Below are 13,232 nucleotides of genomic sequence, written 5' to 3' on the forward strand. Positions count from 1 at the left end.
AAAAATGAGGCAAAAGAGCAGCTTCCTGTATCGAAGTCGCCCTTCCCTATCATTGTCACGATATTATGCAAACAATCCGGCTACCCAATCCCATAGTTTAACCGCCAGATCCACCAGGAAAAAACGTGCTTCTGGTGTTGCTCCCTGGACAGATGCTTCAGCATCTCCAGGCTCAGCAGCTGCCGCTGCAGATACCGTAGACGGATTTGCCAGTGCATCCCCTGTGCTTGCATCAATGAAGCATAATGGCGGAAACAGCACACACCACCAATTCTGACCTTTTCCTTCTCCCAGTGTTATACGCACTGCTTCATAATCACCTGCAGGATATACCGTGCCTCCATATAGTTTGGTAGGGAACGGAACGACACCAAGCTCCACTTGGTATGCATAGTCCAGTCCACGGCTGGCCAGCTCTTCTCCCACCCGATCTTCGATTTCAGACAAATGCTCACGAATGACATGGCGTGCATCATCCAGACTTTGCGGATTATCCAGCTCTGTAACCCACTCACTCATCTGGGCAACCACAGCATCCCGAATCTCGCGTTTCACCAGTTGGTCCCCTGGCGCATCCGAATTCGCTAGAATCCGCAAACGGATGGATTGCTCCGGAATTGCTGTAGCGGCTACAGCTGCATCCGTCTTCTGACCTTCCCACATCATAATAATCATCATAAGACAAACGATAATAAGTCCCATTTGTTTCACTGTTCTTCTGCTCATCCCGTTCTCCCCCTCGGCTCCCGTGATCATGTTCCCTGCAACTCTCTCATGTCTATCAGTATGCCCGGAAGAGACAGAAGTAAACCTAGCAAAAATCATGAATCTAGCAAATTCATTCTTTCATTTTAACGTGGTTGAGCCGGATTAAGAAAAGGCCGACCACATCTGTTACCGATGTGCATCAGCCTTGCTTAAGATCTATCAAACCTAACTGTTAATATATAACCCAATATATAACCCTATTCGATGATTACAACGCGCTCTTTTCTTTTCTCAGCAAATGCAGTAACCGGTCTGGCAAACCAGGCTTCTGCTCTCCAAGCAGCAGGTCGTCTTCCTCTTCATCTCCATATAATTTAATGCTCATGACCAGTCCGATACAAGCCATATTAATGAGCAATGAAGTCCCCCCATAACTGATGAACGGAAGGGTAATCCCTGTTAATGGCATCAGTCCGAGGAACGCACCTATGTTTTCAAACACTTGGTATAAGAGCATGCCAATAATGCCTACAATAATGACCGGTCCCGCCCGATCCTTGCATTCCATACCGATCAGAACCATACGATGAATCAGAATGAAGTACAGCAGTAACAGCACCGACGCTCCTACAAAACCGAATTCCTCAGCGATAACGACAAAGATGGAATCCGAATAGGTATACGGCACGCGTCCACTTTGGACGGAAGTTCCCTGCAAATACCCTTTGCCGATAATGCCTCCGGAGCCTATAGCCAAGCCTGCATTTTTGGTGTGCCATGTCGCCTTGGATGTGGCCTTTTCCGGTACGAGCCACGGATCTATCCTTTCCGCCCAGTGTTCACGGCCTACCTTCTCGAGAAAGGTAAAGATTTCATCATGATACGTCGTGTAGGCTTTGACGAAGCCAAAGAAAGTTACGGCTACAATAACAAGGCCAATGATTGCGTGTTTTAGCTTGATATTACCGATCCACAATACCGCGGCCAAGATGACGACGTAACCCAGCGCGTTGCCCAAATCATTCTGAATCATGACGAGTGCAAACGGAACGAACGCCCAACATCCGATGGGAATGATATCTCTCCAGAACCGGAGCGTGTTTCGCTGGCGTTTCACAAGCAAATGTGCGAGAAATAGAATCAGGATCATCTTGAACAACTCCGCAGGTTGAAACGAAAGATTGTCCCCAAGCTTGATCCAGCCATTGGCATTATTAATAGGTCCGCCCACAAAGTTGACGAGAACAAGCAAAACGATGCCTAAGGCATACAAATAAAAGGCATATTTCACATACAGCTTGTAATTTACTAGTCCAATGCCCACTACTGCAACAAATCCGACGATATAAAACAACATGGTTTTGATATGATGCCTGGCCAAAGTAGCATCCGTCTGCGTACCACTATAAATGGCAAACACACTTGCGATCATCAGCAAAAACAATACAAACAGAATTACACCGTCCATCTTTTTCAGCATTCTCCACATCACTGCAATCGTCCTCCCGGATACCTATACGCATTTTCCAAATTGACTTATAATTTCCATTGTATAAAATAGAGAGATAAATTGGAAATTTTAATCACCGCGCGGAGGATGGATTTCAACTTACATAGCTATTAGAGAAAATCTAGCATAAGAAAAACCCTGGAAGCATTAGATCCAAATGGCTTGGATTGATCTCTCCAGGGTTCTATGACTCACTCGTTTGTTTCCTGTACCTGATAAAAGGAATTACTGTTCCTGCTGGGACGGTTTCCTTCTGAACAACTTGAGGACGATATCCGTAATTCCCGGTTGTTCTGCAGAGCCCAGAATATCCTCGTTCTCTTCCGTATGAACCTTGATACTCATTACGATACCCATACTGATCATGTTAATCATGATTGACGTACCACCCGAACTGATAAACGGCAGCGTGATCCCGGTCAGCGGCATCAGACCAATAAACGGACCGATGTTGACAAAAATCTGGTAAAGCAGCATGGCTATAATGCCGACAATGAGGTAAGGGCCTGCGCGATCTTTACATTCGAGGGCGATAAGTACAAGCCTGTGGATGAGAATAAAGTACAGCAGCAGCAGCACTGAAGCTCCTACAAAGCCAAACTCCTCCCCAATCTGCACAAAGATCGAGTCGGCATACGCCAGCGGTACCCGATTGGATTGAATCGTTGTACCTTCCAAGTATCCTTTACCACTAATGCCCCCAGAGCCAATCGCCAGCTTCGCGTTATAGGTCTGCCAGAGCACGTCTCTGGAGGTCTGATCCGGCACGAGCCATGGGTCGAAACGGTCTGCCCAGTGTGAACGCCCAACATCCTTCAGAAACTTAACAATCTCGTCATGATAATGAATATAAGCTTGTATACCGCCGACAAAAGCAGCGACTGCAATAACAAAACCAATAAGAGCATGAGAGAATTTAATATTACCAATCCATAACAGGCCCACGAGAATAATTACATAACTCAGTGCGTTCCCCAAGTCATTTTGAAGAAGAACGAGTAGTAGTGGCGGCAAAACACATAGTGAGACCGGAATGACATCACGTCCAAAATAAAGCGGACGATTCTTCTTTCGGGCCAATAAGGCGGACAAGAACACAATCAGGCATAGCTTGAACAATTCAGCAGGCTGCAAACTTACACCGAATATGGATAACCAGCCCTTTGCCCCGTAATACTCTTTACCAAAGAACATAACAAAAATAAGCAAGAGCATACCTACGCCATAGATATACAGATAGTTTTTGATGATGAATTTGTAATTAATCATCGACATTCCAAAAAAGACCACGAAGCCCAAAATATAATACATAATGGAACTTTGCGTGAGTCCCTCGAGCTTTGGCCTGCCAAAGGTCGTACTATAAATCGACAAAATACTGATAACCATCAATATAACCAATATAAAAACAATCGAGTAGTCTATCTTTTTGAATTTATGCAGCATGTAGTTATGTTCCCCCAAGCATTCAGCAATCTTCGGTATATCCCATTGTAGAGGATTTCGCGGCAAAAAGAAAACCCGCAGAACCTTACATTTTCGTCACCTGTTCCGAAGTACGAACACCCAGGACATGCCGCTCGATCCCGGCAAGGTCCGGAACAATGATAATTTCCGGCCAGTGTCCGGCCGATTCAAGCAATGCGGCGATGTCGCGAGCCTGTCCCTGACCGAGTTCAAAACCTATGACCTGCGGCGGCGCCGGCAGCAGTGCCAGCTGTTCCAGCATGACCCGGTACGGTGCCAGTCCGTCCGGGCCGCCGTCCAGTGCCGTGCGCGGTTCATGATCGCGCACCTCAGGCTGCAGCCCGGCGATATCCGCCGCCGGGATATATGGCGGGTTGGACACCAGAATGTCCACCCGCACCCCTGCGAACGGGGCCAGCAGATCGCCTTCACGGAAGTCGATCTGTACCCCGTTCGCGGCCGCGTTCCGCGCGGCCACTTGCAGCGCCGCCGCCGAGATATCTCCGGCGCCGACCTGCCAGCGCGGGCGCTGCGAGGCGATCGTCACCGCGATCGCACCGCTGCCCGTGCCAATATCGACGGCGAGCGGAGCGCCGCCGGGAAACACGCGGTCGGCTTCGCGCAGCACAGCCTCGACCAGCAGCTCCGTCTCCGGCCGCGGAATCAGCACGGCCGGCGTGACCTCGAACGGCAGCCCATAGAATTCCTGGCTGCCGATGATATACTGCGCCGGCTCACCCGCAGCCTTGCGCGTGATTGCGTCCTCCCAGCGGCTGCGCAGCTCGCTGGGGAAGGGTTCCGGCTGCATCATGTAATACGCGGCGCCATAGACGCCGAGTACATGTTCCAGCAGCAGCCGGGCATTATTCTGCGGCTCGTACACGCCGCTCTTTTCCAAAAAAGAGGAAGCCTCCACGAAGGCTTCCCGACAGCTCTGTTCCGGCGTCATCACAAACTGCGCGCGGGTCACAGCATTATTCTCCTCTATCCATCATCTCCGTCTGCTCGGCAATCGTCAGCGCAGACAGGATTTCTTCAATCTCTCCGTTCATGACCTGATCCAATTTGTGCATGGTCAGACCAATGCGGTGATCGGTTACGCGGCTTTGCGGGAAGTTGTACGTACGAATCCGCTCACTGCGGTCCCCTGTACCCACTTTACTCTTACGTTCCCCAGCAATTTTCGCTTCTTCTTCCTGGCGCATCATATCGAAAATCCGGGTACGCAATACTTGCAGCGCTTTTTCCTTATTCGAGTTCTGCGATTTACCATCCTGACATGTCGCTACGATTCCGGTTGGAACGTGCGTGACCCGTACAGCAGATTTCGTCGTGTTAACCGACTGTCCGCCGGCACCGCTGGAACAGAACGTATCCACGCGAATGTCTTTGTCATGAATTTCAATATCGAAATCTTCAGCTTCTGGCATAACGGCAACCGTTGAAGTAGAAGTATGAATCCGTCCACCTGATTCGGTTGTCGGGATACGTTGTACACGGTGTGCACCACTCTCGTACTTCATTTTGCTGTATGCACCGCGGCCGTTGATGAGGAAAATAACCTCTTTGAATCCGCCGACATCATTCGTATTGGCATCCATCAATTCCACGCGCCAGCCTTGATTGTCGGCATAACGTGTGTACATGCGGTATAGATCCGCTGCAAACAATGCCGCTTCATCTCCACCCGCTGCTCCGCGAATTTCCACGATGACGTTTTTGTCGTCATTCGGGTCTTTCGGCAGCATGAGAACACGAATCAGTTCGTCCAGCTCTTTCTGACGGGCGCTGAGTTCTTCGATTTCCATTTTGACCATTTCACGCATCTCGTCATCCAGCTTCTCGCCTTGCATTTCTTTGGCTGCTTCGAGATCCTGACTCACCTGTTTGTACTCATTGTATGCTTCGTACGTCGGCTGCAGATCGGATTGCTCTTTGGAATATTCACGCAGCTTTTTGTTATCGCTTGCCACATCCGGGTCACAGAGCAGCTCGCTAAGCTTGTCATAACGGTCTGCCAATGCCTGTAATTTATCCAACATATATAGTCACCTCACGATTTATTTTGGTGATGCGCTGCACGTCTTCTCCGGGCAGGCGCTCCATGTTCTTTATTGATATCATCTATTTTCATAACGCATAGGCTCTAAGCCAAACCGAACCCTGACCGTAACATTCATTAATGACCGACGCAACATCGCTACAACGTCATCAAATCCTTTACTTTTAAGTTATATAAAAGAACCCATGTACCTTACGCGGAGCCCTGCTTAAGTCTTACACAAAGCGAGCTAAATCAACCTAGGTACACGACTCTTAATTATAGCATATTCTTCTCAACCTGAACAGATGCTTTTCCATCTGCCTACAGGTTCGCTTTGGATTATGGCACAAGTGACAATGGCCTTAATTACATTATGTTACATATGGGTATGAACTACAACAAGCCATCTTCAAGCTGCTCAAGCACCAGGCTCCACCAGGATTCTTCATTCGATAAACTCCCCGGATCCTGTTCGGCAAAGAATGCCCGGAGTTCGCTTATGGCCTCTTTCCGGCCGGAACCATGGACCTTTTTCTTTCCAGGTATGAGCTCTCCCCTCTGAAAAGCGGCCAGCTTGGCTTGAACTTCTTCCAGTGTCATCACACTGGGCTCATGCACTTCCGAGAAATTCTCAATGAATTGAGCGTAACGCTGGAGAAATTCAAGAAACCGAAGCAGACTGGTGTTGATCAGCCCGTGTTCACCTGATGATGCGTCTACCGAGTAAACTGCGCCCGTTCCTGTCTCCACACCGAGCAGGGCTGCCGTGTCCTCCCACTCATATCCAATCGGCAGAAGCGTGATGAAGCCATCTTCATGCTGTACTTGAATCAAGCCTCGTTCCGGCATGGGCCGAAAATGGACACCCAGCAGATCGTTACCCTTATCTTGAAACTGGGGTAATCCCTCAACAAGAAGCAGATCGCTAATCTCTTTCGGTAAATGTATCGCTTTCACATAGGCTTCATCATATGGAATACGAGTTACTGCATCCTCCATTGTCCATCCTCCCCCATGCCCTTTTCCTCTATTATATCCACACCGCGCAAACAATCCAGTATAAGCAGAACAAGCGGGTCGCCATCACAATTCCTTCCCTGCTGTTCTCACCTACTCCCTCTAATCTGCCACTCTACCTTCATTCCAAATAAAAACCCTGCCATCTTCAGAGAAGACAGCAGGGCTGTTCATGTCTATCATGTACTGCTTGAATTGGTTAACCGATTATACGTTGAAACGGAAGTGCATAACATCTCCGTCATTGACAACATATTCTTTACCTTCCAAACGAAGCTGTCCGCGTTCTTTGGCACCGTTCATGGAACCAGCTGCAACCAGGTCTTCGTAGGATACGACTTCTGCACGAATGAATCCACGCTCGAAGTCCGTATGAATTACACCTGCTGCGCCCGGTGCTTTTGTACCCTTGCGGATCGTCCACGCACGAACTTCCTGTACACCTGCCGTGAAGTATGTGTACAGACCCAGCAGCTTGTAAGCAGCTTTGATCAACAGGTTCAGACCGGAATCCTCGATACCGAGCTCTTCCAGGAACATTTGTTTATCTTCGCCTTCCAGCTCGGAGATTTCTTCTTCGACTTTTGCACTGATCGGCACCACTTCTGCATTTTCAGCAGCCGCGAATTCTCTTACTTTTTGCACATAGGCATTGTTCGCCACATCACCGATCTCATCCTCGGCTACGTTAGCTGCGTACAGAACCGGCTTCAGGGTAAGCAGGTGCAGATCACGTACGATCAGACGCTCTTCGTCTGTCAATTCCATGCTGCGTGCCGGCTTATCTTCGTACAGAACTGCCTTCACTTTCTCCAGTACTTCGACTTCTTGAGCAGCCTGCTTGTTGCCGCCCTTCATGTTTTTCTTGGAGCGTTCGATTTTTTTCTCAACACTCTCGATATCCGCCAGGATCAGCTCCAGATTAATCGTCTGGATGTCGCTTACCGGGTCAATTTTGCCATCTACGTGAGTGATATTCTCATCAACAAAGCAGCGTACCACATGGACAATCGCATCCACTTCACGAATATGGGCAAGGAACTTGTTACCCAGACCTTCGCCTTTACTTGCGCCGCGTACAAGCCCTGCGATATCTACGAATTCAAACGCTGTAGGTACTGTCTTCTTCGGTACAACGAGTTCTGTCAATTTGTCCAAACGCTCGTCCGGTACTTCAACGATCCCCACGTTCGGGTCAATCGTACAGAACGGATAGTTTGCCGACTCGGCACCTGCTTGTGTAATTGCGTTAAACAGAGTGGATTTACCAACGTTAGGCAGGCCCACGATTCCAGCTTTCAAAGCCATGTATATGACAACTCCTCATTCATTACTTGTTCGGTATGGATAATCCTATACATTATATATGACAAACCCGGAGGCATCAAGGAACTTCGGGTTTCGTTTCTGCCTGGCTACCGTTTAAGTTCCTTGTACATCGTCAGATCCGTGATCTCGTACCCCATCTTGCGATACAAGCTGCTCGCCCGCACATTATGTCCAAACACATGCAAACCAATTCGATCCACCTGAAGACTGTGGGCCCTTTGTTCAAGTGCTTCCATCGTTTCGGTACCATACCCTTTGCCCCGATATGCTTCTTCGACAACAATATCGAGCAAGAAGGCTTCCTTACCCCGGCGATTGTCCGTAACGTTAAACCAGATGTACCCCACATTACCGTCTACCGGATGCACCAGGTTATAGATGTAGGCTCCAGGCGTATTCAGTCCTTCAGGCAAATAGCGATCATAAGATGCCTCAGCGAGTTCCGGCGCTTCTTCCTCCGCCCATGTCCCTGCTTCTACTTTCTCAACAGCAAAATCCGCAATGGAACGCTTACGAAAATCTGCAAATTCCTGTTCATTCATGGATACAAGCTCCATGGTATTCCCTCCCCGGTTCAAATTCCGTATTCGATTTTTCTAAGTCTTTATCTAAATGAAACGATTTATTGTTCATCATACCTGAAGTGGAAAAAAATCTGCATAACTTTTATCAGACTTCCATTGTTTAATAACCATAGCGAGAGGAGCAGATCTAAATGAACAGACGTCGCAAACGGCCTTCAAGGAAAATCATCATTCTCTTGGCGGCTGTGGTTATCTTCATTGGAATCATTATAGGCATGGCGTATCCAACCATAGACCAATTCCGATCACTCAGGATCACCATTCATAATCAATCAGACTTCGATCTTACAAATGTCAATGCAAGCCTGGTCCAAGGTGAAGGTCCGGTTAACAGTGAAAGAGATGGCTCCGTGTACAAGCTGAAGAAGGATATTGCCAGCGGTAAAAAAGTAAAGTTCACTCCTAGGCTTAGTCCTTCAGGGGAATCATCCGTTCACCTGCAATTTACGGATAGCCGAGGGGAAATTCATACCAAAGTCGTCTGTGGTTACACGGAGTATCTATCCGGCAAGACCTATGTCAACGTAACTAACGACAATATTACGGTAAAAGAAGAGTGTTGGTAATCCTTCTGTCTTTTTATAATAAAAAAGGGACTTCCCCGATGTCATCAGCATGAACATGACAGGATGCCCCTCTTCCGTATTAACGCCGCTCGACCAATCGCTCTGTCTGCTGTAAATCTTCGATTCGCCCGGCTCCGATACCGAACATGACCGTACGAAGTTCGAACTCCACCTGCTCGAGCCGCCCATTCAGTGCTTCATCTGAAGCCACTGCGGATTCGAGCAGGGAACGACCGAAACCGGCCAGGTCTGCACCCAGTGCAAGCGCCTTGGCGGCATCTACCCCATGATGAAGTCCCCCGCTGCCAATCAGTACTCCTTCTGGATTCAGTGCTCTGACTTCCCGGATGCACTCGGCAGTCGGAATGCCCCAATCGGCAAAAGCCTCGGCTGCTGCCCGGCGAACCGGGTTGTTGTTCCGGTATTTCTCCACCTGTACCCAGCTGGTGCCTCCCGCTCCGGCCACGTCAATAAATGCCGCACCGGCATCATACAGCCGCTGTGCCGTTATTCCATCAATGCCCCAGCCTACTTCCTTCACTCCAACGGGTACATCCAGCGTACGGCACAGATCTTCAATCCGGTTCAACAACCCGCTGAAGTCCGTATTGCCCTCCGGCTGAAAGATCTCCTGCAGACCGTTCAGATGCAGTACCAGCACATCCGCACCGGCGATCTCAACTGCACGCTGGAAGTCAGCCGTGTTGAAGCCGTAATTCAACTGTACTGCACCCAGGTTGGCAATCACCGGGATGTCAGGGGCCCAGCGCCGTACATCGAAGGTGCGCGCCAGTTCAGGTTGTTCCACTGCGGCCCGTATGGAACCTACGCCAAGCGCCCAGCCTCTGGCATTGGCCACGCGGGCAAGCCGCTCATTAATGGCCCCGGTCGTTTCGCTTCCACCCGTCATCGAACTGATGAGCAGCGGTGTGCGAACCTCTTTTCCCAAGAACACCGTGTTCAGACTGACCTCATCAAAATTCAGTTCAGGCAGGGGATTATGACGAAATACGTACCGCTCCATTCCGCTCGTGATCCCTTCTCCTGCCACATTCTCTTCCAGACAGAGGCGCACATGCTCCAGCTTCCGTTCCCCCGTAGCCACCTCGGGAAGCAGCCGTTTACCGGCTCGCTCTTGTTCATTCATGATGAGACCTCCTTATGTGAGAAATTGTGCGGATGGACAGGGCCCCCTGCCGGTTCCGTTCAATTGAAATCCTCCATTTGTTTGCTTTTTTTATTTCTTGCTCATATGTAACGAATAATTCTGCATGTAAAAAAATCCTATAGGGTCCTCGGTGATATCTTCCACGCGTCAACTCTACCCAGTATACCGTTCTGGACATGCTAATGAAAGGGCGCACCCGTTCATCTCTGATGAATCATATGAGAACGGATGCAAGCTGCTCGCCCACCAGCTGCCCGGATAGCGTTACGATCGGCGTCCCGCCTCCCGGATGCGTCGTTCCACCCACGTACCATAACCCCTGTACATCCCTGCTTTTGTTCCCGGGGCGAGAGAAGGTCTGTCTCATTGAATTGGAGGAAATCCCGTAGATCGATCCTTGATGCGCCAATGTATCGCGTTCAATATCCTGTGGCGTGTATCGTATCAACACATCGGATTGCCTTAACCCTGTAATTCCCCGCTGTGCAAGCTTATCCAGCACCAACTCGCCGTACTGCTCCGTTTGCTCTTCCCAGTTCCATGCATCCGACAGATATGGGGCATTCACCAATATAAACAGATTACTCGCTCCTGCCGGAGCCATACCTGCCTCCGAATAACCGGAATAACAGATATAGATGGTCGGATCCAGCGGCATCCTGCGTTCACGGAAAATATGTTCGAACTCCGGTTCATACCTATCCGGAAAAAAAACAGTATGGTGCAGCAGGGAGTCATACTGCTTCCGCACGCCAGCCAGTGTCACATAACCGGAAATGGACGGCTCATATTTGCGAATCCTGCCATCACTCATCTGCTTTCGATGTTCCGGCGCAAGCAGGAGACGATTTACACTGAGCACATCGCCGTTGGCCACCACCTGATCGGCTTCATAGAAGCCCTGATCCGTATCCACACCGATGACCCTGCCATGACGAACAATAATCTGCCGGACCTCGATGCCCGTCATGATCCGTACTCCTTTTTCCTCAGCAAGCTTCGTCATAGCTTTGATTAGCTCGTAGGTTCCGCCTTTGACACCATACACCCCTTCATCTGCTTCTACATGACCCATCATGGCGAAGATGGATGGAGCCTGATAAGGCGATGAGCCAACATAAGTCGCGTAACGACCGAACATCGCCAAGGTGTTGGGATGACTGAAATACGACCGCAGCAGCTGATTAAGCTTCACGGCCGGGCGCACACGCAGCAAGCTGCGAAGCATCTGGAGATTGTACTTGTCTTTTGCGGTCAGCAGCAGTTTGCCAAGAAAATGACGATCGGCTTCCGCATAAAGCGCTGCAGATTCATCCATGAATGCATCGTAACGCAGTGCATCTTCCGGACTGTATACTGCAATCTGTTCCTCCATCCATTCGCGCTTGCCGGACAGATCCACCACGGTACCGTCTGCAAACACATTGCGTGTTCGGGGCTCCAGCTCATACAGCTGGACGTAATCCTCCATTTTGGTACCTGCATGCTCAAAGACCGAGCGGAAGGTGGAAGGCATCGTAATCGTACTTGGACCGCGGTCAAAATGATATCCGTTTCGTTCCACTTGCTGCAGTTTGCCACCCACATGTGTCTGACGCTCCAGCATGGTTACCTGTATGCCTTGGAATGCAAGGCGAATGGCACAGGACAAGCCACCGAAGCCTGCGCCAATAATGACCACTTTTCTCCTCAACTATACCGCCTGCCTTTCCAAACGTATCCTTTCCCTGAGCGACCAGCCCGCCAGGACGCCATTCCAATACCAATCACGCAGGCCATGCTGACAGATTGCAGACATGCAAGCCACCAGGGTTGGCCTCCCGTTTGGTCTGCCACCCTTTTCACCCCCATGCCCAGCATTGTGCCAATGAGTCCATACGTAATAGCTGCAGAGCTTCCTGATAGTAATCCGAACAGCAATCCAAGCGGAGGGACAAGGTACATTAGGGTATACATGACCAGGGTGCCCAGCAGGAGCACATCCCTGCGTCCCGTTCCTTCGTACATGTTCTTCTTATATCCGTTCCATACTTCGGTCCCATTCTGATACATCCGCGTGCTGACCAATTCATGCACATCCGCCAGCATAACCGGATGACCTGCACGCTTGACCGCCTTCGCCAGACTCATGTCATCCACCAGATCTCCCTGGATGGCTGCATGGCCACCGGAAGCTTCGTAGCTCGAACGATGAATCAGCAGGAAGGCTCCAGTCGCTGCTACAAATAGCGGACTTGATGATCTGCGTATCATGAAAATAGGAAGATGACTGATGATCGTGAATACCATCATCGGTACGACCAGCTTCTCCATCCAGGTCTTGGCCACCTGATAGGGAAACCCTGTTACCAGACCTCTTCCCAGCTCACAGCCGGCAGCTACGGTCTGCCGAATAGCCTCTGGCTCAAGCCTGACATCCGCGTCAACGAACATAAACCACTCGCCTTTGGCCTCCTGAACCAGTTGGTGGCACGCATATGACTTGCCCATCCATCCAGCGGGCGGCTCTGCCCCATCAAGCAGTCTCACACGCGCATCCCGATTCGCAATCTCCTGAACCAAAGCCGCCGTTTCATCCTCGGAACGATCATTCAGTACCAGCACTTCCATCCGGTAGCCGGTTGTGTCGCTTGCGAGCACACTCTCCAGGCATCCTTGAATATGCAGTCTTTCATTCCGAGCCGGAATCAGGACAGATACGAGCTTATCCTGGTGCAGCAGCCGGTCTGCAGAGAACGAACGAATTCCGGGAAGACAGGTCGCATTCCAGAGAGCAAAAATCAACTGCACACCGAGTGCAGCTGTCAATAGGATCCATAATATCTCGGATGCACTCATG

General features: G+C 49.9%; 12 protein-coding genes. 1 reads left to right on the forward strand and 11 read right to left on the reverse strand.

Annotated features, from left to right (window positions below; translation table 11 throughout):
* Positions 1–63 precede the first annotated feature (63 nt).
* The 8 genes from spoIIR to F4V51_RS26485 all read right to left on the reverse strand — a co-directional run bounded on the left by spoIIR (position 64) and on the right by F4V51_RS26485 (position 8,632).
* On the reverse strand, positions 64–726 hold the full coding sequence (gene spoIIR, locus F4V51_RS26450; protein WP_153980173.1) for a stage II sporulation protein R: 663 nt from the start codon (positions 724–726) through the stop codon (positions 64–66).
* A gap of 250 nt (positions 727–976) precedes the next feature.
* Entirely contained in the window at positions 977–2,197 is a 1,221-nt protein-coding gene (locus F4V51_RS26455) for an FtsW/RodA/SpoVE family cell cycle protein (protein ID WP_153980871.1), read from the reverse strand.
* Positions 2,198–2,443: 246 nt separating this feature from the next.
* Entirely contained in the window at positions 2,444–3,664 is a 1,221-nt protein-coding gene (locus tag F4V51_RS26460; RefSeq protein ID WP_153980174.1) for an FtsW/RodA/SpoVE family cell cycle protein, read from the reverse strand.
* 85 nt (positions 3,665–3,749) lie between these two features.
* Positions 3,750–4,634 carry a peptide chain release factor N(5)-glutamine methyltransferase gene (gene prmC, locus F4V51_RS26465; protein WP_153980872.1) on the reverse strand — a complete coding sequence of 295 codons (885 nt, stop codon included), beginning with the start codon at positions 4,632–4,634 and terminating at the stop codon, positions 3,750–3,752.
* Between the two features lie 25 nt (positions 4,635–4,659).
* A complete protein-coding gene (gene prfA / locus F4V51_RS26470) occupies positions 4,660–5,727 on the reverse strand; it encodes a peptide chain release factor 1 (RefSeq protein WP_095291198.1) in 1,068 nt (355 codons plus the stop codon).
* Between the two features lie 395 nt (positions 5,728–6,122).
* A complete protein-coding gene (locus F4V51_RS26475; RefSeq protein ID WP_153980175.1) occupies positions 6,123–6,728 on the reverse strand; it encodes an SUKH-4 family immunity protein in 606 nt (201 codons plus the stop codon).
* 225 nt (positions 6,729–6,953) lie between these two features.
* Positions 6,954–8,054, reverse strand: a complete 1,101-nt coding sequence (gene ychF, locus F4V51_RS26480; protein ID WP_127537255.1) for a redox-regulated ATPase YchF — start codon at positions 8,052–8,054, stop codon at positions 6,954–6,956.
* Between the two features lie 107 nt (positions 8,055–8,161).
* Positions 8,162–8,632, reverse strand: coding sequence for a GNAT family N-acetyltransferase (locus tag F4V51_RS26485; RefSeq protein ID WP_153980176.1), 471 nt, complete (start codon positions 8,630–8,632; stop codon positions 8,162–8,164).
* 158 nt (positions 8,633–8,790) lie between these two features.
* Here F4V51_RS26485 and F4V51_RS26490 point away from each other — a divergent pair, with 158 nt between their 5' ends.
* Positions 8,791–9,225 (forward strand): hypothetical protein, encoded by a 435-nt coding sequence (locus F4V51_RS26490; protein WP_153980177.1) that lies wholly within the window; start codon positions 8,791–8,793, stop codon positions 9,223–9,225.
* A 79-nt stretch (positions 9,226–9,304) separates the two neighbouring features.
* On the opposite strand, the gene fni is transcribed toward F4V51_RS26490, so the two are convergent.
* The 3 genes from fni to F4V51_RS26505 all read right to left on the reverse strand — a co-directional run bounded on the left by fni (position 9,305) and on the right by F4V51_RS26505 (position 13,231).
* A complete protein-coding gene (gene fni, locus F4V51_RS26495) occupies positions 9,305–10,372 on the reverse strand; it encodes a type 2 isopentenyl-diphosphate Delta-isomerase (RefSeq protein WP_153980178.1) in 1,068 nt (355 codons plus the stop codon).
* Between the two features lie 235 nt (positions 10,373–10,607).
* Positions 10,608–12,086, reverse strand: coding sequence for a phytoene desaturase family protein (locus tag F4V51_RS26500; protein WP_153980179.1), 1,479 nt, complete (start codon positions 12,084–12,086; stop codon positions 10,608–10,610).
* Positions 12,083–13,231: a glycosyltransferase family 2 protein gene (locus tag F4V51_RS26505; RefSeq protein WP_153980180.1), complete on the reverse strand. Its 1,149-nt coding sequence runs from the start codon at positions 13,229–13,231 to the stop codon at positions 12,083–12,085. The genes F4V51_RS26500 and F4V51_RS26505 overlap by 4 nt, the downstream gene beginning before the upstream one ends.
* Position 13,232 lies beyond the last annotated feature (1 nt).

This window comes from Paenibacillus xylanilyticus, assembly GCF_009664365.1.
Classification (GTDB): domain Bacteria; phylum Bacillota; class Bacilli; order Paenibacillales; family Paenibacillaceae; genus Paenibacillus; species Paenibacillus xylanilyticus_A.